We start from the raw sequence: 21797 nt of genomic DNA, 5'->3' as shown, positions 1-21797 counted from the left end.
GGGTTGAAAAGTACGGGAGTTACGCCCTGATCAGGACGTCGTGTGCCAGCCTGGGAGCGGGCGGCGACGTCGGCCGCGCTGCCGCTGTCCGGTGAGGCCGAGACGTCGGCGCGCGGCGAGCAGGACAGTGAGAGCGAAGGCCGCACCGGCGGCGGGAAGTGCCGCACTGGCCAGGGGCTGCTCGGCGAGGCGTCCGGCGAGGGCCGTGCCGGCGGACTGCCCGGCGCCGATCGCGAGGATCAGCCACGCGTACGCCTCGCTGGTGCGGCCCGCAGGCGCGAGGGCGTCGGTGGTGACGTAGGCGCAGGCGACCACGATGGTCAGGAACGCACCGGGCACAGCAACCGCGGCGATGGCCGCATACGGGCCCGGAAGGGCAAGGAGAGGCAGCCACCCGGCCAGGAACGCGCCGGTGGCGATGACCAGCCGCCTGGTGGTGGTGCCCGACCAGGTCCGGCGTCCGTAGATGAGGCCGCCGAGGAAGCTGCCGGTGGAGAACGCGGCGGGGATGATGCCCGAGAGCATGTCCTGTTGGCGGTGCTCGGCCATGGCGATGGACCACACGTTCAGGGATCCGATCGCGAACCCGATGCCGGTCAGGGAGACGAACAGCAGCAACACGGCGGGGGTGGCCAACTGCTGTGTCTGGGCGGCGTCCTGGCTTCCGGGCCGCTCGGGTCGCCAGCGTCGTGACGGCGGCGCGAGGGCGACCGCGGCGGTGCCGGCCAGGCCGAGGGCGGCGGTGACGGCGAGCGCGACGGCGGGGTTGTACGCGGAGGCGAGCGCGGCGACGAGCAGGGGGCCGACGATGTACAGCAGGCCCTGCGTGCCGGTGTCGAGGGCGAGCGCAGCATGCCGCAGTCGGGGGTCGGGCAGCACGCTCGGCCACAGCGCCCGCAGCCCGGCCTCGAGGGGCGGGGTGGTCAGACCGCCGGCGACGACGATGGCCGTGGCGAGGCCGGGTCCGCCGTACGGTCCGGCCAGGGGAAGGGCCACCAGGAGGGCCGAGTTGAGCAGGGCGGCGGGAAGGTGCACCGCGCTCTGGCCGTGGCGGTCCATGAGGCGTCCCTTGACCGGCTGGGCCAGCGCGGAGGACAGCCCGTACAGGGCGCTGAGCAGTCCGCCGAAGGCGATGCTGCTGCCGCTCGCGGTGGCCCACAGGAGGATGGCGACGGGTGCCATGCCGTTGGGGAGTCGGCCGGTGAGGGTGCCGCCGAGGAGGCGGGCGACGTACGGGCTGCCCAGCACCGCGCCGTAGGTGATGCGCGATGCTGGGGCCGGGGGTGTGGTCAGGGACAACGGGTGCTTTCTCGGTGCTTAGCGGTGGCGGGCTGGCGTGCTCGCGCGGGGCGGCGGCGTGGGTGGTGCGGTGTCCACTGCGGGGCGCGGGCGGACGCGCAGCACAGGAGTGCGGTGCGGCGGCAGGACGGCGACGGTCGCACCGAGGTCCTCGGCGGCCTCCTCGACCTCGCGGGTGAGGAACTCGATCTGCCGACCCAACGCTGAGAGACGGGCGGCGATCTGGCGGCCCTGCACGGTCTCCAGCGCGTCGGCGAACTGGCCACTCGTTCCCAAGAGATCCTGGAGACGGACCATCGGCCCTGCGTCGTATCCGCGCTGGGTGGCGCTCAGGAGCGCGTTGGACGCGTCACCGGCATGCTGGGCCTCGGCGACGTCCCGGGCGAGTTCCTGCAGCGAGATCTCGGGGGCAGGCTCGGGCCGGTTGAACTCTGAGGCATCGGCGCGCAGCACACCGGGCGGGACCGGGGCAGGCAATACCTTCCCTGCCTCGTACTCGTGGGCGTAGTGCCCGATCACCTGCCAGCCCGGTGCGTCCGGGTCGCCTCGCAGCGCGATCACCGTCGAGTCGTCGCCTTCGACCAGGTAAGCGAGGGTGATCGGCTGCCCGTCGGCGGCATACCACGACTCGGTCAGCTCCAGCTCGCCTCGCCTCTGCGCAGCCTGAGCTAGCTCGGTCCACATCTGCTGTTCCTCTTCGGCCAGCGGAGCCTTGTGGTGCTGGCCATCGCTCTGGTCGGCGAGGTCGCTGGCGATGAAGCTGTGATCCGCCCAGGCAGCGAGGTGCGGCCACAGGGCCGAGCGCTGCGCGCGATCGGCTGCGGAGCCGGGGGCGGCCGGCCGATCGAGCGCCCGGCGGATCTCGGTGGCGGAGGCAGCCAGGCCGTCCAGCACGGCCCGCCACCCGGCCAGGTGCCGGGCAGGTGGCAGCTCGTCGAGCGCGCGGTGGGCGGCATCGAGCAGAGCGTCGGCGTGCGGGGCGAGGTACATGGTGTACGCCTCCACCGCGGCCTTGTCGCGGTGGGCTCGCGCCGCTGCCGCGGCGCTTGCGTGGACGGTCCGGCCGTAGCGGTCGCGCGTCATGTCGAGCGCGGTTTCGGTCTCGCGGTCGATGACCGCCATCCGCAGCCGGAAGTCGCGGGCGCTGTTGGCGAGTTCGGGTGTCACCGGACGGGGCCCGTCGGGGGCCGAGTTGCTGGCGGGCGTCATCGGGTCCGCCCGCCGCCCGAGGCCGTCAGGTGGACGGTCGGTGCGTAGGTGGGCTTCGGCGGGGTCGGCCGGGCCGAAGGCGGCGACGTGGTAGGCGGCGTACCGCGCTGCGTTGTGCGGCCGGCGGCGGCCTGGGCGAGGCGGCTGCGGCGATCCAGAAGCCCGTTCGGCAGAGCCGGGCGCGGTGGGCCGGGCGAGAGGGCGGGTTCGAGGGCGATGTCGGCGTGCACGGCATATCCCTGGCGGCGCAGGTCAGTTACGGCCTGGCGTGCGCGACGGTGGCCGTCGCGCTCGGGTTCGCTGAGCCGATACAGCCCTGGGTTGGTGGGGACGGGTTCGAACTGCTCGCGGGTCAGGAACCACTTGGCCAGATGAGGGGGCAACTCAGGTGAGGCGGCGGCGACGAAGCCCAGGTCGGGGTGGGTACCGAAGCGGAAATGGTCAGACAGAGGGGAAACCTTATCTCTACGGCATCAGAGGTGTGCGTTCGCCGGCCGGGCAGGGGCGGGCGGGGCCGGGCGGGCGGTGAGCTGCCGCGGACTGGGCGCCGACAGAGCCACGTGGCCGCCGGGGACGGCGGCGCGGGCTTGGCGCTCGAACGTCTCGCCGTCGGCAAGCCATGTCTCGATGGCCGGCAGGACGGCGGCGCCGAGTTCGCTGCGTACCTGGCTCCACTCGCGGGCCGGCAGAGTCGCGGGGATGGAGTACAACTCCGCGCGCAGGTCATGGAACTGGGCCCAGGCGTCCTGACTGCTGGCGAGTGCCTCGCGCAGTCGGGCCAGTGCGGCAGCGTCCTGCGGCCAGGGACTCGCGGTGGGTCGGCACCGGCTGAGCAGGAGCGGTGCGTGCTGGAGGACGTCGCGGAAGGAGAGCCAGGCATGGTCGGCGAACGCACGCTCCATCTCCGGCTGCAGCCGCGAGTTGGTGAGCGGCATGCCGTCGCTGTACCGGCCTGATTCCTTGATCGCCTGGAGTGTTTCGTGCTCCGGGCGGATCCGGTTCAGGGCGGTCATGACGGTGTCGAGCCGCCGATGGTGCAGAGCTCTGCGGTAGTTGGGCAGGAAGGTGTGGGCGACGGCGCGGGCGGCGAGGTCCGGTGCGGCGGGCAGCACGATGCTGCACGGCGCGTTCGGCTCGTCCCAGTTGTCGTCGTACTCCTGGGTGGCGAAGGCGCCCACGAGATAGCCGCTGGCGTGCCCGGGGCGTTCGATCAGCAGCAGCTCGGTGCCGGCGTGGTTGTTCAGCATGACCGCGTACGGGATGCGGTCATGGAGCATGATCTGCAGGAGGTCGCCGCTGTCCCACAGGGAGCCGACGAGGTCCTCCTGCCAGTGCTGGCGGGGGTAGATCTCCAGCTTCGCGCTCCAGGTGCCGGGCAGCCGGGCGGCGATCTCCTGGCCGGTGTCGCCGAGGTAGGGGCGGGGGCTGGTGGTGATGGTCGCGCCGTGGTGGTGGGCGCGGTGCACCAGGGCGCTGGCGGTGTCGCGGGCGGTCTGCGCCTCACTCAGCGGGGCGGCGAAGGCGCCGTCGGGCAGGCGGCTGAATCCCGCTTCCTGCAGGGCGTCACGGGCTTGGAGAAAGTTCTCGCCGGACGCGACGGCGACAAGGCCGTGGGTGCGGCTGGTCGAGAGGATGATTTCCGCGGGGGGCGGGTTGGTCATGTCGGTGGTCCTGAAGGTCAGCGGTGCGCGCGAGCCGACGGGCCTGCGGCAGGCTCCGGCGGTCGGGTGCGGAGAGCGGGCGTCGACTGGTGGCCGCGGAGGGCGGAGCGCAGGCTGCGGCCGTAGTGCCAGGCGTGCTCGCGGGCCGCGGCCTCCAATTGGTCGTATCCGGGCTGGGCGGTGAGCTGGCCCGGGTGCTTCCGGTATCGGTACACCGGGGTGGGCAGCAAGATCCCGGGAGCCAGGCTCGAGATGCCGACGGCCGTGCAGTAATCCTCGCCCTGGACCAGACCGCCCATCGGGGCGGCGCGGACGAGGTCGGTGCGGGCGAGGATCGTGGTCGGCCCGATCGGGATGGTGTCCGCCGGGGACTTCCAGTACGTCCACACGTCACCGGCCTCGTGCCGGCCGGGCGGTGCGGGGCACCGCCACAGCCGAGTGGCCCCGTCTTGGTAGAGGTCCTCGCTCCATCCGGCGCACCATCCCACCCCGGCCGCTTCCAGGGTGGTCAGCCGCACGGACATGGCGTCGTCGGTGAACTCGTCGTCATCGTCAGCCCAGTTGCAGTACGGGGTCCGCACCTGTGCGAGAGCCAGATTCCGGGCGCAGGCGGCACCGACCGGGCGGGGCAGGGCAAGGGTGCGCACGCGGGGGTCCTGCGCGAGCGCAGCGGGCAGCCGGTCGGGCGAGACCCCGTCCAGCGCGATAACAGCCTCCCAGGGCACGGCCTGCCGGGTGAGGCTGGCGTGCATGGCGCTCAGGTATCCGAGCCGGTCCTCGCGCAGGCGGCTGGCGATGACGACGGTGATCAGGGGCGTGGCGTGCGGGGGCAGCGAAGACTCCAGGGAACGAGGGCGGGTGACTAGCGGCGCGTGGCGGGGCGCGGGGTGCCGGCCTTCGCCGGGGCAGCGGCGGGAGCGCTCCGGGGCGGCGTGCCGCGCGAGGCCCGGATGGCTGGAGCCGGGCCGAGGGAGGACCAAGCCGCCGGGTGGTCGTTGAAAGCAGTGCGGGGGTCGGTGGCCCAGTCCACAATCGGGCCGAAATCCTCGTGCAGGAGGCTGATCAACCTCGATGCCCTCCGTGTGCAGGACGTACCCCCACTGCATGTCCAGCGCATCGGCGGTCGCATCGGTGACCGCCATACGCACCGGCGGGGAGCCGTCCGGGGTGACCAGATGATCGAGTCGGCGGCTGGGCCACTGCTCGCCGCCGGTCAGCGCGGCCACGAGCGCGGGCGGGACACCGTCGAGGAAATCGGTGCCCAACTCCTCCCAGCCGAAGGCAACATCGTCAATGAGATGACCGGACATGGCCTCCACGTCGCGACCGAACCGGTGCTGATAGGCGGCCAGCAGGAGAGGCAGATGGTGGCTGGGCACCCCGTCGAGCTGGACGTGAATACCGCTTTACCCCGTGCCGTCAGTGGGGCGGGCGATGAAGAAACGTCATGGACAGGGGCTTCTCCGGATCGGGCAACGGGCTGGGAGCGTTCGGCGGCCAGCAAGGTGGCGCGTAGGACGGGATGCGTCTACACGCGGTCCGACCAGGAGGCGACCGGAGGGCCGGAGGCGTCGGTGCGGGCGCAGGTGTAGCCGATCAGGCGGGACGGCTCGGCCTTCGCGGGGACGGTGGCGGCGTCGTTGCACACGAACGTGTACTTGATGGACGTGCGGGGCACGCCGTGGAGCCAGGCCCGGTCGTCCTTGCCGGGGTTGATCTGCAGACCGGAGTGCGCGACGGCGTCGGTCTGGGTGTGCGTGTGGGAGAAGAGAACCAGGGCGCCACCGTCGGTGGTCTTGAGCGCGTAGGCGTCCTTGTAACGGTTGGCGGCACCGGCGAAGACGGTGGTGCCCTGCTTCCCGTACCGGGTGCCGGTCTTGTCGTGGACCTCGACCTGCTCCTTGCTCGCCTTGGTCGGCTTGAAGACCTTGGTGCCAGTGTTCGTGCCGCCGGTGGCGAAGTTGTCGATCACGCCTGCGCGCAGAAGGTCGGCGCTGGCCGGCATCTGCTTGTTGCCGTTGGCGGCGACGGCCGTCGCGTAGCCGTCCTGGTCGAGGTCGACGTCGGGCATCGTCTTGCCGGCGGTGTCGACGATGGAGACCAGCTCCCAGCGCTTGTGCTGGGGGCGTTCGGCGAACACAGCCAGGCGGGAGGGGGCCTTGCCCTTCTGGCCCGAGAGCGCGGCGGCGAACCAGCGGTCCTGCCCGGCGGCCAGGCGCGGGATGTACAACTTGGCGCTCTTGGTGTCGTAGGACCACGGCTTGTACGGCTTGCGGTCGGCCTTGGGCAAGCCCTCGGTCTCGGTGTAGTCCGAGACGGACATCGCGTACAGCGGCCCGTCCTCGACCGTGTCGAGCAGGTGCCGATTCCGACCGACGTTCGCCTTGTTGTTGATCTTCGAGTACTGGGTGATGACGTCGCGGGCCTGGGGGGCGGTGAGGGCCGGGGCGGGCTTCGGGGCGGTGCTGGCGCTGGGTGTCTGCCGGGCCTGGGCGGGGCCGTCTTCGCCGGCGCAGCCGGTGAGGGCCAGGGTGAGGCAGGCGGCGCCGACGGACAGCGGCAGGGTAGAGCGGGCGATGCGGATGGAGGCTCCAAGGGGCTGTGGGTGGGAGTGGATCAGCGTGTGCGGCTGGTCGTTGGTGTGGCCTTGGGGGGTGTCGGCGGCATGGCGGCGCTGGTGGTGGGGGCCGAGTGGCGAAGGTTCACGCCGATGCCCTTGGCCGTGAGCTGCTGGACCACGCTGTGGACGCGAAGGGCGCGACCGCTCTCCCCGTAGGCGGTGGGCAGGAGGAACGCCGCTTGGTGCGGGTGGTACTGAAAGCCGTGGGCGTACAGCGTCCTGCGGGCATCGACCGGCACGCCCCCGTACGGCGCGCCGAGGGCGCCGTCGCCGTACAGGGGCAGGGTGAGGACCTGGGACACCTGCGGCGGGGCGGGCCGGTGCGGGGGGTCGGGCTGGTCCGCCGCGTTGTCGAGGACCGCTTGCAGGGCCTGTTGGTAGCGGGGCAGCACCCGCCGGGCGATGTGTGCTGCCGCCTGCGCGGGATCCTGGGGAACGGCGATGCCGTTGGGCTCCTCGACCGCGTCGAAGTGGTGGGGCTTGATGTGTGGGCCGTCGGGGGCGAGCGGGGCGACGACGAACTGGTGCGGGTAGCGGGGCCGGTCAGTCACGTACAGCCGTTGGTTGGCCGGCCCGTGGAGCACGGCGTCGTGGGTGAGGACGTACTGGCTGACGATGTAGTCGACGTGGCCGGTGTCCCAGAGCTGCTCGGTGCGGGGGAACTGGTCCGCGTACTGCGCGTGGCGCTGGTACTCGCTGGTCCAGGTGCCGGGCAGACGGGCGGCAAGGCCGGCGGCGAAGGAGGACAGAGCGGTGCAGGGTGAGGCCATGTGTTCCTGGAGAGAGGTGGTGGTCTGGCGTCAGCGTGTGCGCCGCGGCGGTGCCGCCGGGAGGGCTCGCGGGGGAAGGGCCGGTGTGGACGGGAACCGTGGTGCCGGCACGAGCGGGGTCAGTGCCCGCATCCGGTCCTCGGCCACGTGCAGGACCTCTCCGAGGTTGCGGACCTCGGCGGCGGCGTCGGCCAGGTCGTAGGACAGATCGAAGCCGTCGTCCTCCTCGGCTTCCTTGGCCTTCTCGCCGGCCGCTTCGAAGAACTCGCCGAGCTGCGCCAGCAGGCCGTCGCTGGGCTCCAGGATCTGGTGCAGCAGGGCCGCGGCATCTGCGTGCGACTCGGCTCCGTTGAGCCGGTCGGTCAGGGCGCGCATCGCATCGCCGTAGACGGGGGTGCGTTCTGCTGTATCGCAGACGTCAAGCGCCGTGCCCGTTAGGGGCGTTGGCGGAGCCGGGTGCGGGGTTGTAGTGGGCGGGAGGGGATGTGGCAGCAGCCCGAGCTGGGCGAGGCGATGGTCGATCGCCACGATCAGGGGTTGGGCGCTGCCGCCGTGGCGGGCTTCGGGCCGCTGGAGGGCACCGGGGTCGTTGGAGGGAGCTGAGTCGTAAACGATCTCGAACAGGGTCTGGTCGTTGGGGTGTTCACGGGTCGCGATCCAGCCCTCGGGGTCTCCGGTCGCGCGGTCGGAGGAGGACTCCTGCGGCGGGCTGATGATCAGGTGGCTGTGGTCGGGGAGCGACACGCGCACGATGTAGGTGCTGAGGCCGAACTCGACGTCGCACTCCAGCCCGCGCTCGCGCAGCGGTGTGGTGATGTGCGCGTGGCGGCGCCACAGCTCCTGCCACCACGGGGTGTCCACGTTGCGGTGGTCGGGAAGCGGCGCGAGCAAAGCCGCGCGGCGAGCGTCTGGAACGCTCGCTCCGTCAGCGGCCACGGCTCCTCCTGCGGGAGGCCGGTGCGCGGTACGGCGGAAGTGTCCGGCGAGTGGGGCTGGCTTCCAGCTCCGGAACCGGACTGTCATCGAGTTCGTACTCGTCGCAGGTGGCGATCAGGTCGTGTTCCATCTGGGCTTCGCGTTCGGCGACCTGGCCCATGAGGTCGTCATGCTCGGCTTGGCACTGCTGGTACTCGGCCCAGTCGGCGTCGCTGTAATGGGCGGGGCGGTTCAGGAGACTCCTTGGATGTGTAGCGCCGGATTCAACGCTGTGGCGCGGGTTAGCGGTGGCGCGGGCTCGGCCTCGGCGGCGGAGGCGTTGGGGTCTCCCGGAGGGAGAGCGCCGGGAAGAAGCGGTGGAGTTCGAGGTGGGAGTTGAGTTCGTCGACCGCGTCGCCGAGCGACTCCGAGGTGCGCCGCAGATAGGCGCGCGCCGTGGCGTGGTCGATGACCATGCGGTTTCCCAGAAACTGCCGTTCGGGGGACCGGGGCAGGGCCAGAGCTGCTTCCGCAGTGTCGGCGAAGTGTGGGGCTGCGTAGCTCGACATGGTGGCGGCCCTCGCGAGATGGGTGAGGACTCTGCTGCCCGCCTGATTCGTGCTGTGTGCGGTCCGGGCAAAGTCCGCGGTGAGTTGGACGACATCGTGGGCGAGGGTTTGGGCGTCAGCGGCATGCTGGAACAACGCGGCGAACGAGGGCGCAGCCGGTACATGACCGGTGTCGTCCAGGAGCTGCCACTGTCCGGCGGCGTCGAGGAGTTTGGCCTTCACGCTTTCGAGCGCGCCGATAAGGCAGTGGGTGTCGCTGCGAGGTATCAGTTCGCGCTGGGTATCAGGATTCATGAGCCCTTTGCGCTCGTGTGCAATGCCGTGGGTTCGGTTGGGACCGTTCTGGGCTGGCGAACTGCGACTACCGGCAGTTGGGCCCGCTTGCGGAGTGGGAAGTCGTCGTTTCGTCGGGAATCTGGAAGGTGTGGCCATATTCGTGACCAGACCTGTCCACCGGGTCTTCCCGTCGAGAACGCGGGCCGTGCCCGAAGTCAGCGCCCTCGGCCGGAGTTGGGCGAAGCGGATGGCGTCACGGCGTGGGATGGCGTGGTTGCGGTGCGGGCGGAAGGCGGTTGCGAGAGCTGCGTGGCCTTGCCGCGCAGTTGCTGGGCGGCCGTGCGCAGGGCGGTGCCGGTGTAGTCAAGATGCTCTTGGAGGACCAGCCGTACGTCGCCAGGCGCGTTCGGCGTGGCCGTACGCCGAGGGCGCCTCGGATTCGTGGCGGTTGCTGGTGGCCAGCTCTTCGCTGATCTCAGTCAAGACGTAGCCGATGTCGCTGACCATCGTGTGGATAGCCGGGCTGATGTCGTCGCCCCGACGCAGGTCCTCGGCTTGCGGAAGGTCATCGAAGATCCTGTCGAGGCTCCGCGCGAGCTGGAGGAAGTAGTCAGGGCGGGTGATGTCGGGCATAGGGGAACCTTCAGTTTTCGTGAACTCGGCGCTTTTTCAATGCATGCGGGCGTCGGTGTCGAAGAGCGCCAGCTCGTGGCTGTGCAGGAGGTGCTGGACAATGAATGATCTTCCGGCGACCTTCCACAGGCCCCGGCCGCGGTTGAGGTGGGCGATGGCGTCCATCTCGACGGAGGTGAGGCCGAGCAGGGAGGCGGCGGCGTGGAGCTGGTCGGTTTCCTGGCGGTAGATGATGCGGGTGCTGCAGTCGGCGAGGAGGCCCTCGGCCAGGGCGCGTCCTCGTGATCCGGCGTCGCCCGCGGTGAGCAGGTCGCTGAGCCGGTGGATGACCATGAGGTTGGCGATGCCCAGGCCGCGGGAGAGCTTCCACTGGGCCTGCATGCGCTGCAGGAGGCCGGCGTGCCTCATCAGGCGCCATGCCTCGTCGTACACGATCCAGCGCCGCCCGCCGTTCGGGTCGCTGAGGGCGGACTCCATCCAGGCGGAGGCGCAGGTCATCGCAAGGACGAGCGCGGTGTCGTCGCCGGAGCCGCCGAGCCGGGACAGGTCGATGGTCAGCATCGGCGCACTGGGATCGAAGGCCACAGTGGAGGGGGCGTCGAACATGCCGGCCAGGTCACCATGGATCAGCCGGCGCATGGCGTGGGCCAGGTCACGGGCCGCGTCGCCGAGCTGTCCCGACATCATCCCCGCGGCCTCGTCGAGCGCGACCGGGTTGTTGAGGGTGGCGGCGACGTCTCCGAGGAGCGGGGTGCTGCCAGTGTCGGCGGCGCGGGTGACGACGCTGTCGAGGGCGATGTCCAGGGCGGTGTGTTCCATGGGCAGCAGGTCCCGGCCGAGAACGGTCCGGGTGAGGGAGCCCAGCAGGAGCAGGCGCCGCTTGCGGATCTCGCCACCCCAGTCGGACTCGGAGATGCTCTGCGGGCGCGGGGCGGCGTCCAGCGGATTGAGCCTGCCGGGAAGGCCCGGGCCGAGCGCAACGGACGTGCCGCCCAGGGCGTTTGCCACCGCTGTCCACTCGCCCTTGGGGTCGCACGGAACGTAGACGCGGTAGCCGAAGGAGACCGAGCGCAGCGCGAAGCTCTTGGCCAGCGCGCTCTTGCCCTGTCCGATCACCCCGGCGAGCAGGATGTTGGGGTTGGTGAAGCCTTCGATCTTGCCGTACAGGGCGAACGGGTCGAACACGAACGATGCCTCGGCATGGACGTCGCGGCCGATGTAGATGCCTTCGGCGCCGAGGCCGCCTTCGGCGAGGAAGGGGTACGCACCGGCGGCGACGGCCGTCGTCATGCGGTGGGCGGGCAGCTTCAGCCGGTTCTTGCGGGCTGATGCAGGTCCGGGTCGTCCGCTGGGTGGGTAGAGCGCGGCGGGTGTCTCGTGCTCGGCAGGCGCGCTGCCTGCGGGAGGGGTGCTCGCCTCGGCGCGGGCCTTGGCGGTGGCTTCGGCGAGCTGGCGGCGGGCTGCTTTACGGCTGGCCCGGTCGGTTCCCTGCGGAGTGAACAGGGGGGAGGCGGAGGCGCGGCGGGCGCGGCGGGCGGGCCGGTGGCTCATGGGAGGCCCTCGATTCTGCGGATGGTGCTCATCGCACGCAGGCCGTGGTGTGCGCGCGGAGATCGGCGGGGGTGGTCTTGCGCCGGATGACGTGTCCGGCGGCGAGGTGGCGCTGGCAGATGGTCAGCACGGGCGGCCCCTCGGGCAGCCGCTCCGGATGGCACTCGCTCGCCTCGGTGCTTTCCGCCGCTGTGCTGCTGGGCAGCAGGTGGAAGGCCAGGTGAATCTCGGTGGTGGCCTGCCAGAGGCGGGTGTGTGCGGTGGAGAGGTGCTGGCCCGCGGCGGGGTGCGGTGGCCGGGTGATCTCGGCGAGCTGGTTGACGAGCTGGTGCAGGGCGGTGAGGTGGGCGTGGAGCACGTCGAGGTGCGCGCGATCCACCGGAGTGGCGGCATCCGGTCGTGCCAGGGCACGGGTGTGGTGGCGGACTCCGGCGCTCGCAGCCCGGAGGTAGGGATGTGCGTCGTCCGGACGCGTGTGAGAGGTCAAAGGTGGTGTTCCTTCCTGCCGGGAGGCAGGGACTGCGGCGGTTGTTCCGCGCCGCGGTGGGTCGAGGGGCGCGGGTCAGGTCTCTGGTCAGCGGTGGCGTATCGGCGCCTTCGACGGCGGGGCCGGGACTGCGGTCGTGAGCTGCGCGGGGGCACGCTCGGCCAGGAGGGCCTGCTCGTGGCGCAGGTCGATGTACGAGTTGGGGGCGCGGGTTCCCGGGTGGCTCTCCGCGGCCACCAGTTCCCCGTCGCCGGGTGCAGGGCCCGAGGCGAAGGGAGGGGCGATGTCCTGCAACCACCGCTTGTGCGAGGGCATTTGAGTGAGGGTGCGGTGTGCGTCGTCGAGGTCGGTGGCGAGGACGACGAACAGCCATGCTCGTTCACCCTCGTCGTATCCGGGCCCGGCCAGGGCGACGGTGAACGCCCGCCGTGCAGGCCGGGCGGCGAGGAGCCCGAGGCGAGTGATCGTGGTGTCCAGCGTGTCGCTGGCCTCTACGGCGATGTCGCGCAGGACGTCTTCCCACTCGGCGAGCTGCGCTGCGTCCATCACGTCGTCTGCGGGTCGCTGTGCGTCGAGCCGCTCTTGATGCGTGCGTTGCATGGTGTGCAGGCCGTCGAGCAGGGCGCGGATCTCGTCGATCAGGTGAGGTTCGGCTGAAGGCATGAAGCGGCTCACAGGGCGCTACGAGCGAGCGGGAGGGCGCCGAGCGTGAAGGCGTCGGGCTGTTGGAAGTTGAGCCTGCGCAGGTCGACACCCGAGCTGACGGCGTGGGTCTCGATCTGGGCGCAGGCGGCGTCCAGGAGGGCGTCAGTCTCGGCGGTGACGGTGACCAGGCCGGTCAGGGCCACGTCGGCGTGCCCGGCGATCAGCTGGCGTTCGCGGGTTTTGACGTCGGCGTACTCGACTGAGTCTTCTTCGTTGTCGACCTGTCCGCGGCGGGCCCGTTCGTTGGCGTCGGCGATGATCGCCGCCTTCTTCCGCTGCACGTCCCGCAATGCGGACTCGAGCCCCTGCGGCGCGTAGATGAGGGAGAGGCTGCGCCGCACTCCGGCGGTGAACATGATCCCGTGCAGAAATCCGGCTCCCATCTCGATCCTCGGCCAGTTCTCCACCCAGTAGGTGGCGTGCCGTGCGGAGTCGGTGGCGAGGCGGTCGTACTCCTCGAACTGGACGACGGGCCCGGCGGCTGCGGGGCCGGCCTCGGCGCGGCCGGTCTCGGACCACTGCTGCAGTGCGGCAAGCGCCTTGGGGTCGTAGGCGGTGCGGATGACGGCGGCGATCTCCCGCGAGGTCAGCCAGCCGGTGACCTGGAGCCCGGCGTTGCGGGCGGCCTGGGCGATGCTGGACGTGGTCTGCTCCATGACCGTGAATGCCCCGGGCAGCCCGCCGCCGGCCTGCGAGATCAGCCGCTTGGCGGCCTTCAGATCGAGGGAGATGGCGAGGTAGGTCTCGTGCGGGGCGGCGGCCGGGCCTGCGGAGTCGACGAGTTCGGAGTAGATCTGCCCGGCGACGGGTGTCTGGGGCTGCCCGTTCTGAGCCCAGTGGCGGGTGAGGGTGTCACCGCTGTCGGGGACGGTGCGCTCCAGCACCTGCACGGTGGCGATGTGCCCGGTGCGGGCAATGCCGGCCAGCGCGCGTCCCCAGCTGCTGACGTGGTGGTTCTGGGTGGCGGGGTCGAGGAGAACAAAGGCGCGGCTGCTGACGCGGGCGATGGCGGTCAGGGTCTGCTGGTGCGGGTCGTGCACGGCCGCTGCGCCGTTGGCGGAGTCGCCGGGGGTGACGACCTTGAGGGAGGCGGCGGTGCCGGGCAGGTGCAGGACGCCGTCCTGCCGGGGCCGGGTGACGGGCCGGGCGAGCCAGAGGGTCTGCCCGGTACGGCGGCGGTGCGCGTAGTGGGCGACGATCGGCGCCCAGTCGATCAGGGAGCGGCCGTGCCGACGGATCGCGACGAGCGCGCCGGACGCCGCCCACAGCGGGGCCAGGGCGACGACGCCGAGCAGCCCGGTGGAGACCACCGTCATCAGCAGCAGCGCCAGCGTGCAGGAAACCAGGACGAGTTGGGGCAGGGAGAGGCCGAGGAGGATGCCGCGGCGGGACCGGTGGGGGAATTTCACCGTGACCGGGGCGACGGAGAGATCAGTCAAGGGGCGGGTCCTGGAGGCGCGGGTGGACCCCGGGGGCGGGAGGCGGCGTGCACCTCCCGCCCCCGGGAGACGGACAGGGGATCAGAGGCCGGTCGGCGGCGGCGGTGAGGCCGTCCCGCTGGTCGTGTCGCTCTGTGAACCGGAGGACGGGGGTGCACCCTGCGGCGGCGGAGTCGTGGTCGGCGGGCGGGAATTCCATCCGCCGTCCTGGCCGGAGGCGGCGCTCGCGCCGGATCCGCCCGGCCCCTGGCCGCCGCCCACCTGCCCGCTGGTGTCGTCGGAGACGCTGGTCGGCGCGGGCTGGACGGCCTTCTCCAGACCGGACTTGATGGCATCGCCGCCGGGCGGGGTACCTGCTCCGCCGCCCTGCGAGCCTTCCGTGCCTTCTCCGCCTCCGCCGGTCGGGTTGGCGGCGACGTCGCCGGGGAATCCGCTCCCACCGCCGGCGTCGGGGCCTTGCGGGGCGGTGCCTGCTCCGGCGGCAGCACCACCAGTTCCGGCGGTGGCCACAGCCGCGGCGGCCTTGCGGGCGCCCTTCTCGGCATGTTGCTTGGCCATCTGGGCTCCGGAACCGCCGGCACGGTGGATGGACTCGCCGTCGGCGCCTTCAGCCGCCCAGTGCACGAACTTGAACACCGCGTACGGGCACAGCAGCACCAGAACCATGATCACGATGCCGGACATGACGTCGGCGAGGGCGCCGATGCCGTCCTTGGCCTCTGTCTTGCCCATGGCGGCGATACCGAGGACGAAGATCACGGTCATCAGAAGCTTGGAGACCACCAGGGTGGCAGTGGCTTCGATCCAGCCCTTACGCCAGCGGCGTGCGACCTCCCAGCCGCCGCCGGCTCCGGCGAAAATGGCCAAAGTGACCATGACGAGGATGCCGACCTTGCGGACCATCATCACGCACCAGTACAGGAACGCGCCGACTGCGGCGCCGAGACCGGCGAACACCGCGACGAGCCAGCCCAGTCCGGCAAGGCCGGGGATCTGGTTGACCTTGACGATGCGGCGCACCGCGGACTCGATATTCAGGTGCGCGGCTTTGAACAGCCCGTCCGAGAGGGCGTCGACGACTTCGATGGCGACCGTGGTCAGGGAGATGGCGCAGAAGGCGAACAGGACGCCCGACATGGTGCCGGTGACGGCCTGGGTAAGAGCCTGCCCGTCGCGTTTGACGGCGGCCCGGACGAGCTGCGCGCAGAACGTTGCGACCAGGATGACCAGGCCGATCGGCAGCAGCATCTCGTAGTTGTCGACGAACCAGCCGGCCCGCAGATCGACCTTGGTGGTGGCGTTGACGGCCTTGGCCGCCAGGTCGGCCGCGGCGGCGGCGAGTTCGCCGGCGCTCTTGGCCATCCAGTCGCCGATGGCCTTGCCGGGATCGCTCGCGAAGTCGACGGCCTCGCCGACGGCGCAGAGTTTGTCCGCGAGGGGGAAGTCGCAGAAACCCAAGGGAGGGTGGCCTCCTTATCTGTCGGTGTGGTGGGTCACTGCGTGACGCTGGGGGCGATGGCGGCCAGACGGCAGTCGTGGCTGGGCCGGCACTGCACGGCGAGGGTCACGGCGCGCTCTTCGGCTCCGCCGCCGCCCTTCTTCCAGGCGATCTGCTGCCGTCCGTTGACGGTGACGACGTAGATGTATGCCTTGGTGATCGCGGAGGGGTCCTCGGCCAGGGCCTGCTTGAACGCGCCGGGGTAGTGGCCCTCGGTGACGGACGCGGTGGCGTGCTGGTTCTGGTCGGCCATGCGCGACCACAGCAGCGGGTCGGGGACCTGGCCGGAGACGGACGCCCAGTCGGCGTACTTGGTCTCCTTGGTCATCCACGCGCGCATGCCGGTGAGTTGCTGGTCGCGGCTGGTGTCGCGGGTGTCGTAGGACCACAGCATCTGGGCCGCTGCCTTGGTGTAGGCCACCGGCTCGGAGATCTGCGGGGGCTTGGGAACCGATCCAGATCCGGCTGCGGGCTTGGGGGCGGCCTCGGAGGAGGACGGGCTGTCAGCCGGAGCGGGCGTGGAGGTGTGCGGGGCCTGGTGGTTATCCCCGCCGCCGGACAGCCAGGCGACGACGCCGGCGGTGGCCAGCAGGACTGCGACGAGGGAGGCGACGAGCGCGATGCGCCGGGTGGCCGGCCAGTCCGCGCCGTAGGAGGACAACGAGAGGGAGGGGAATCGTTTCGGCATCAGTGGACCTGCGAGCCGAGAGCCGAGAAGAACGCAACGGCGCCGTTGGCGGCGCCGAGGCCGAGGGCGGCGCCGGCGGCGACGGTCGCGCCCTTCTTGCCGTTGGCTTCGGCCTGGTGGCCGCCGGTGTGGTGACCCCAGGCCCAGACGACGAGGCTGACGGCGAGGGCGCCGACGACGGCGACGATCCCGAACAGGTTGATCGAGTTGACGACGTTCTTCAGCACGCTCAGGCCGGGCAGCCCGCCGCCCTTGGGGGAGATGCCTGGGTCGTAGGCGAGCTGGATGAGGCTGTCTGCGAGAGGGACGGACATAGAGGTGGCGGGGCTCCTTGCATGCGCGGGCGCCAGGCGAGGGCCGGCGGGAAAGGGGGAAGCGGAGGGGAGGGGTGCGCTCGGGGCGCGGAAGTGGCCGCGGCGGCGGCTTGCCCGGACCTGCGTCGAGCAGAGGCGGGGAGAGTCCACTCCTCGGGCCGAGGCGCGGCTTCGAAGCCGCCTTTTCGGCTCGGGGCCAGGGAGAGCTGCCGGGGCGTGCTACTTCGGAAGCGGCGGCTTCGGCGCCGGGTTCGACTCGTACGGGTTGGCGCAGTCGTAGATCATGTAGCCGCGGATCTTCTTGCCGTCGGACTTCCGGGTCACCGCGCCGCGGGTGTACCAGGTCTTCTCTGCGCGCTTGTACGCGAACTGGTTATAGGTGACCTTGTCGTGCCGGTAGGCGATGCCCACGACGGCGGACTTCTTCGAGGGATCCTTGTGGACCTTGACCGCCTTGCACGAGATCGTCGTGCGGCTGGTGTCGTACGCCTGGGCTGTGGAGGCGCTGGCTAGGCCGCCGGCTGCAACTACGAGGCTGATCGAGCTGGCCGCGAGGGCACGTCGGACGCGGGAGTGGATTGGCACGTGGATGCTCCGGGGTGTTGGGGGATAGGGAGTGGGCCGTCGGCTCGTCCTGCTGGGCGGTTCGTCGGGCGAAGTAACGGAGAGAGATAGGGAGTTGGCCTTCGAGCCCAGCTAGCGGGCAGACCACCGGCGAGGTCCTGGCGGCGGCTCGCGGGCCTGCGGGCTGACCGGGATCAGATGACGCGGCGGGCGGCGAGGACGGCCCAGTCCTTGAGCGGAGTGATCCGGACCGGTTTGGATGTGCGCGGCGCCTCGATGACCAGTCCCTCACTCATGTACATGCCAACATGTTCGGGGCGGCTCGCGGTGCCGCGGCTGAAGATCAGGTCGCCGGGCTGGAGCTTGTTGCGTGAGACGGCCTTTCCCTCGCTGACCTGGGTGTAGGTGGTGCGGGTGAGGGTGACTCCGGTGTGGGCGTATGCCTGCTGCATCAAGCTGGAGCAGTCGCAGCGGCCCATCGGGTCGGGGCCGTGCGAGTCGGTGCAGCTGCCGCCCCACTGGTACTGGGTGCCGAGCTGGCGCATCGCCCAGTTCAGGGCCTTGCGGGCCTTGGGGGCGGCGTCCTTGGGGATCTTGTATCCCTTCGGGACGCTCCCCTCGGGGATGCGGCCGAAGCCGGAGCCGTCCTTGGCAGGAGCGCAGTCCGGCATGGCGCGCTCGGCTTCCTTGTTCGCGTCCTTGGAGGGGGTGTCCTTGCCGGCGTTGGGGAAGGTGGCGGCGATGGCCTTCTGCAGTGCGGTGGCCAGGTCCTCCCACTGCGCGTATGCGTTGGGATGGCCCGATGCCTGCACGGCCTGGGCGGCTTGGGTGACGGTCATCTGCTGCCAGCCGTTGACCTTCAGCAGCGCCTGGTAGAACTTCTCGCTTGCGTAGACCGGGTCGCGGATCTGCTGCGCGGTTCCCCAGCCCTGGGTGGGGCGTTGCTGGAACAGGCCCAGCGAATCGCGGTCACCGGAGCCGAGGTTGCGCAGCGTTGATTCCTGCATCGCGGTGGCGAGGGCGACGATCTGGCCGCGCTTGGGCACGTCCAGGCCGATGCCCGCGGCGACGATGGTCTGGGCGTTGGGGACCTGCTCGTCGGGCAGGGAGAGACCCTCGACCGTCACGTCCTTGCCGGACGCTCCGTCGAGGATCTTCGTCACCTGTCTGGCGACGTCGGCGGTGTCGACGGCGCACAGGTGCCCGGTGAACGCGCTGGTGGACTGGGAGGCTTCGCTGGAGGACGCCATCATCATGGCCGTTCCCGCGAGCAGCAGGGGGGAAAGGACGACGACGCCGATACCGGCGGCGAGCGCCTTCAACCGGCGCGGACCGCTCGTACGTCAGCGATTTCGGGCAGGGGCGGGTAGTGAGACGTCATGGACGTGTCCTTCGGGGTGCGGTGTCCGGCGTGCCGCGTGCGCGAGGCGTGGTGGAAGGGCGCGGCGGCCGGGGTGGGCGATCGGGACGGGCCGGCGCGGGCGAGTTGCCGCTCGCTCCGCGCGCCGGGCCGTGAGTTAGGTGCGCCGGGGCAAGGAGGGCCTCCGTGAGGTGTGGCGGGGTGTAGCCAGCGGCGGTGTGTGCCGGGCGGTTCAAAAACAGTAGGCGTGGATTGGCGGTTGACCAAAAAGTCGGCGTGGGGTGCCGGAATCCGGCACCCCGGCAGGGAGCTTCTTGGTCGTCGGCACATTCGCCTCTACAGTTTTTGGACTCCCTCTCTCCCTCCCCGGTCTGCGGCCCCGGGCATTTCTATGCCCCCTTTCGGCCCGCGAGGATTCCTGTGCGAGATGGCGAGTTCCCTCCGCGCTTCCACACCCGAACTGGGGTACCTCTTTGCCTTTTTCCCTGCACCAGGGCGACGCTCTCAGTGTTCTCGCCGACCTTCCGGACGGCTGCGTCGACTCCGTCATCACCGATCCGCCGTACAACTCGGGCGGCCGGACTGCGAAGGAGCGCACCACCCGTTCCGCGAAGCAGAAGTACACCTCAGCCGATTCCAAGAGCGAACTCGCTGACTTCACCGGCGAGAACATGGACCAGAGGTCCTACTCGTTCTGGCTGACGCAGGTCATGACCGAAGCCCACCGCCTGACGAAGACCGGCGGCACGGCACTGCTGTTCACCGACTGGCGCCAGCTCCCGACCACGACAGATGCGATCCAGGCGGCCGGATGGCTGTGGCGCGGTGTGCTGGCCTGGCACAAGCCGCAGGCCAGGCCGCAAAAGGGCAGGTTCACCCAGAACTGCGAGTTCATCATCTGGGCGTCCAAGGGGCCGATCGACGGCTCCCGCAACCCGGTTTACCTGCCGGGTATGTACTCGGCGTCGCAGCCCTCGGGGGCAAAGCGCCAGCACATCACGCAGAAGCCGGTCGAGGTGATGCGCGAGCTGGTCAAGATCAGCCCCGAGGGCGGCACGGTGCTCGACTTCTGTGCCGGCTCCGGTTCCACGGGCGTCGCCGCCCTGCTGGAAGGCCGCGACTTCATCGGCGTGGAAAAGACCGAGCATTACGCCTCCGTCGCGGCCGACCGGCTCACCGAGACGATCCGCGAGACCCTCACGCAAGACGACGTGATTCTCACCGTCTGAGCCGCGAGCGCGCCTTTCGTCAAGGCGATAGGCGCCCTCCTCGGCAATCCGATGCAGCGGGCTTGTCACTCGCGGGCCGCTCCGCGTGCCGCCGCTTCTGTCCTTCTCTCATTCCGCGTTTCACAGGAGGCCCAACTTTTCCATGCCCGAATCCATAAAACCCTCTGACGATGGGGAGTTGGGGCCGGTACGCATCCCCGATCCGCAACGGGAGGGGGTGGAGGCCACTGTCCGGCGGCTGATCGACCGGCAGGCGCAGCAGGAGCAGCAGCTCGACCGTCTGGCCTCTGCACCGGACACCGCCAACCCTTCGCCGTTCGCCGCGTTCGGCATGCCGGGACTCGGCGGACCGCCTTCGGCCGCCCCGCCGGAGCCGCGCCCGATCATGGAGCTGGACGGCGAGGAACGTGAGGACGAACTCGACGCCCTGTCCGACTGGATCGATGATTTCCTCTTGCCGGTGTACGGGTCGGAGGTCACTACGGCGGCGCCCTGGTGCCTGCAGTGGCAGGAGCACGACGACGTCGTGGCCTGGCTGCATGCCCTGTGGCTTGCCTACCAGCAGCACAAGGATCCCGAAGCCGGGCTGAGCGGTCTGTTCGTGTGGCACCGGGACTTCCTCACCCACGCCGTCGCGGCGGTCCGTGGGCCGGGGGGTCCGCTGTCGGCCTGCATGACCTCCCCGGAGCGTCCCGCGCACCGGATTCTTCCCGGCCCGCCGCCTTCCGCGCGCTCGGAGAAGGCGACGACAACCGCGGAAGGCCCCGCCGAGCCAGTTGAGCCGGACGAGCCGACGTCATGAACGGCGGGCAGCAGCCGGCCTTCGGCCTGAGCTTCGACCCCCGGGCGCTGACCGACCTGCTCCAGGCACCCGGCGACATCCGCGATCTCACCCTCGCCCACCTGCAGGAAGTGGTGAACGCCGAGCGGTTCGGGCTCCGGCTCACGGGCGACCTGGAGGGATATCGCAAGCTGTTCGTCGACTCCCGGAAGGAATGGCGCCTCGTCTATGGCGTCCGCCAGGCACCCGAGGAGTCCACGCACCGGCGGGAGATCCATGTCGTTGCCGTCCGGCCTCGTGCCAACAACGACGTCTACGACGAGGTCGGGCGCCGGTTGGGGATGTCCCGCCGGCCGCTGAGCGCGCGCACCCACGCGGCGCGCTCTCGCCCTCCGCAGCTGCTGACCCGCGGCCCGGTACCGAGGCCGGGTCCGCCGCCCTCCGGACTGCCGGGCCTTCCCGCCTCGCGCCCAACCCCGCGCACCACCACACTCGCTGACCAAACGGAGCCCCCGTCTATGCCCCCTGACCCCGCGCCGGCAGTCGCCCGGCGCCCGGTGTCCCAGCTCGACCACCGCATCGAAGTCGCTACTGGCCAGGACGTCGACACCCTGTGGACCTACCGCGACCGCGGCATCCTCGACGAACCGCATGCCCACCTCGTCGACCGCCATCGCGAGCTGGCCACGGCCGAGACCGGAGTGCACTTCCACCGCACCCTCCTCCACCGCCTGGCCAGCGGCGAATTCGCCGTCGACGGACCCCTGTTGGAGCGCATCGACCGCACCGTGGACCAGCTGGAAAAGGCCGCCGAGGTACGCGACGGCGCCGCACAGCGGGTGCTTACCGCACTGGAGCCGATCGAGGCCACGGCCCCGCACGCCCCGGAGGGCCACGAGCAGCTGTCCGCCGCCGATCAAGCGGCGCTGCTGTCCATCGCGGGCGGCGCCAAAGTACACGCGCACCTGCTCACCGGGCGGATGTCCGTACCCACCGCCTCCGGCACCAGAGTTGCCTACACCCACCTGCAGCGGCTCGAAGCCGCCGGCCTGGTCTCGCGGGATACCGGCCACTCCGAGATGGCCGGGCAGCCGGTCACCCTGAGCGACGCGGGCCGCACCGCACTGGCCAGCAGCCGCAGGCACCCTCCGGCCGCGGTACTGGCGCCGCCAAGGCCCGGCAGCTGGCCCACTGCCCCTGCGCGCCCTCGCCGCTGAACCCGCCCGCTT

The 21797-nt window shown here is 70.8% G+C and carries 22 protein-coding genes and 1 pseudogene; 3 read left to right on the top strand and 20 right to left on the bottom strand.

What is annotated here, in order from left to right; genetic code table 11:
- Nucleotides 1–30: 30 nt before the first annotated feature.
- The 20 genes and pseudogenes from ACIGXX_RS41395 to ACIGXX_RS41300 all read right to left on the bottom strand — a co-directional run bounded on the left by ACIGXX_RS41395 (nucleotide 31) and on the right by ACIGXX_RS41300 (nucleotide 18520).
- Entirely contained in the window at nucleotides 31–1299 is a 1269-nt protein-coding gene (locus ACIGXX_RS41395; RefSeq protein ID WP_399983948.1) for an MFS transporter, read from the bottom strand.
- A gap of 18 nt (nucleotides 1300–1317) precedes the next feature.
- Nucleotides 1318–2508, bottom strand: a complete 1191-nt coding sequence (locus ACIGXX_RS41390; protein ID WP_399983945.1) for a hypothetical protein — start codon at nucleotides 2506–2508, stop codon at nucleotides 1318–1320.
- Nucleotides 2505–2957 carry a hypothetical protein gene (locus ACIGXX_RS41385; protein WP_399984144.1) on the bottom strand — a complete coding sequence of 151 codons (453 nt, stop codon included), beginning with the start codon at nucleotides 2955–2957 and terminating at the stop codon, nucleotides 2505–2507. Before ACIGXX_RS41385 ends, ACIGXX_RS41390 begins: the two co-directional genes overlap by 4 nt.
- Nucleotides 2958–2981: 24 nt before the next feature.
- A complete protein-coding gene (locus ACIGXX_RS41380; protein WP_399983942.1) occupies nucleotides 2982–4169 on the bottom strand; it encodes a hypothetical protein in 1188 nt (395 codons plus the stop codon).
- A gap of 17 nt (nucleotides 4170–4186) precedes the next feature.
- Nucleotides 4187–4981: a glycosyltransferase family 2 protein gene (locus ACIGXX_RS41375; protein ID WP_399984141.1), complete on the bottom strand. Its 795-nt coding sequence runs from the start codon at nucleotides 4979–4981 to the stop codon at nucleotides 4187–4189.
- A 50-nt stretch (nucleotides 4982–5031) separates the two neighbouring features.
- A pseudogene (locus ACIGXX_RS41370) lies at nucleotides 5032–5548 on the bottom strand (hypothetical protein).
- Nucleotides 5549–5697: 149 nt separating this feature from the next.
- A complete protein-coding gene (locus ACIGXX_RS41365) occupies nucleotides 5698–6492 on the bottom strand; it encodes a hypothetical protein (protein WP_399983939.1) in 795 nt (264 codons plus the stop codon).
- A 293-nt stretch (nucleotides 6493–6785) separates the two neighbouring features.
- The gene (locus ACIGXX_RS41360) at nucleotides 6786–7559 is read right to left on the bottom strand and encodes a hypothetical protein (RefSeq protein WP_399983936.1); all 774 of its coding nucleotides are present in this window, start codon (nucleotides 7557–7559) and stop codon (nucleotides 6786–6788) included.
- 30 nt (nucleotides 7560–7589) lie between these two features.
- Nucleotides 7590–8495 (bottom strand): hypothetical protein, encoded by a 906-nt coding sequence (locus tag ACIGXX_RS41355; RefSeq protein WP_399983933.1) that lies wholly within the window; start codon nucleotides 8493–8495, stop codon nucleotides 7590–7592.
- A 281-nt stretch (nucleotides 8496–8776) separates the two neighbouring features.
- On the bottom strand, nucleotides 8777–9337 hold the full coding sequence (locus ACIGXX_RS41350; RefSeq protein ID WP_399983930.1) for a hypothetical protein: 561 nt from the start codon (nucleotides 9335–9337) through the stop codon (nucleotides 8777–8779).
- Nucleotides 9338–9682: 345 nt separating this feature from the next.
- Nucleotides 9683–9952 (bottom strand): hypothetical protein, encoded by a 270-nt coding sequence (locus ACIGXX_RS41345; RefSeq protein ID WP_399983927.1) that lies wholly within the window; start codon nucleotides 9950–9952, stop codon nucleotides 9683–9685.
- A 36-nt stretch (nucleotides 9953–9988) separates the two neighbouring features.
- Entirely contained in the window at nucleotides 9989–11503 is a 1515-nt protein-coding gene (locus ACIGXX_RS41340; protein ID WP_399983924.1) for a VirB4 family type IV secretion system protein, read from the bottom strand.
- A 28-nt stretch (nucleotides 11504–11531) separates the two neighbouring features.
- Nucleotides 11532–11990, bottom strand: coding sequence for a DUF6238 family protein (locus tag ACIGXX_RS41335; protein WP_399983921.1), 459 nt, complete (start codon nucleotides 11988–11990; stop codon nucleotides 11532–11534).
- 87 nt (nucleotides 11991–12077) lie between these two features.
- Nucleotides 12078–12653, bottom strand: a complete 576-nt coding sequence (locus tag ACIGXX_RS41330; RefSeq protein WP_399983918.1) for a hypothetical protein — start codon at nucleotides 12651–12653, stop codon at nucleotides 12078–12080.
- A gap of 8 nt (nucleotides 12654–12661) precedes the next feature.
- The gene (locus ACIGXX_RS41325; protein ID WP_399983915.1) at nucleotides 12662–14134 is read right to left on the bottom strand and encodes an SCO6880 family protein; all 1473 of its coding nucleotides are present in this window, start codon (nucleotides 14132–14134) and stop codon (nucleotides 12662–12664) included.
- Between the two features lie 81 nt (nucleotides 14135–14215).
- Nucleotides 14216–15592, bottom strand: a complete 1377-nt coding sequence (locus ACIGXX_RS41320; protein ID WP_399983912.1) for an ATP-binding protein — start codon at nucleotides 15590–15592, stop codon at nucleotides 14216–14218.
- Nucleotides 15593–15627: 35 nt separating this feature from the next.
- Nucleotides 15628–16320, bottom strand: a complete 693-nt coding sequence (locus ACIGXX_RS41315) for a hypothetical protein (protein WP_399983909.1) — start codon at nucleotides 16318–16320, stop codon at nucleotides 15628–15630.
- Nucleotides 16320–16634: a DUF6112 family protein gene (locus tag ACIGXX_RS41310; RefSeq protein ID WP_399983906.1), complete on the bottom strand. Its 315-nt coding sequence runs from the start codon at nucleotides 16632–16634 to the stop codon at nucleotides 16320–16322. Before ACIGXX_RS41310 ends, ACIGXX_RS41315 begins: the two co-directional genes overlap by 1 nt.
- A gap of 219 nt (nucleotides 16635–16853) precedes the next feature.
- Complete coding sequence (locus ACIGXX_RS41305) at nucleotides 16854–17219, bottom strand: hypothetical protein (protein ID WP_399983903.1); 366 nt, start codon at nucleotides 17217–17219, stop codon at nucleotides 16854–16856.
- Nucleotides 17220–17392: 173 nt separating this feature from the next.
- Nucleotides 17393–18520, bottom strand: coding sequence for a C40 family peptidase (locus ACIGXX_RS41300; protein WP_399983900.1), 1128 nt, complete (start codon nucleotides 18518–18520; stop codon nucleotides 17393–17395).
- A gap of 511 nt (nucleotides 18521–19031) precedes the next feature.
- Between ACIGXX_RS41300 and ACIGXX_RS41295 the strand changes: the two genes are divergently transcribed.
- From ACIGXX_RS41295 to ACIGXX_RS41285, 3 genes are all read left to right on the top strand, one after another.
- Nucleotides 19032–19787 carry a DNA-methyltransferase gene (locus ACIGXX_RS41295; protein WP_399983897.1) on the top strand — a complete coding sequence of 252 codons (756 nt, stop codon included), beginning with the start codon at nucleotides 19032–19034 and terminating at the stop codon, nucleotides 19785–19787.
- A gap of 241 nt (nucleotides 19788–20028) precedes the next feature.
- The gene (locus ACIGXX_RS41290) at nucleotides 20029–20589 is read left to right on the top strand and encodes a DUF4913 domain-containing protein (RefSeq protein WP_399984138.1); all 561 of its coding nucleotides are present in this window, start codon (nucleotides 20029–20031) and stop codon (nucleotides 20587–20589) included.
- Nucleotides 20586–21785 (top strand): hypothetical protein, encoded by a 1200-nt coding sequence (locus ACIGXX_RS41285; RefSeq protein ID WP_399983894.1) that lies wholly within the window; start codon nucleotides 20586–20588, stop codon nucleotides 21783–21785. Before ACIGXX_RS41290 ends, ACIGXX_RS41285 begins: the two co-directional genes overlap by 4 nt.
- Nucleotides 21786–21797 lie beyond the last annotated feature (12 nt).

The sequence above is a fragment of the Streptomyces sp. NPDC055243 genome (assembly GCF_044544025.1).
In the GTDB taxonomy this organism is placed as follows: Bacteria; Actinomycetota; Actinomycetes; order Streptomycetales; family Streptomycetaceae; genus Streptomyces.
The sequence above is the reverse complement of the archived record's forward strand: the minus strand, read 5'-3'. Positions and strand labels throughout refer to the sequence as shown.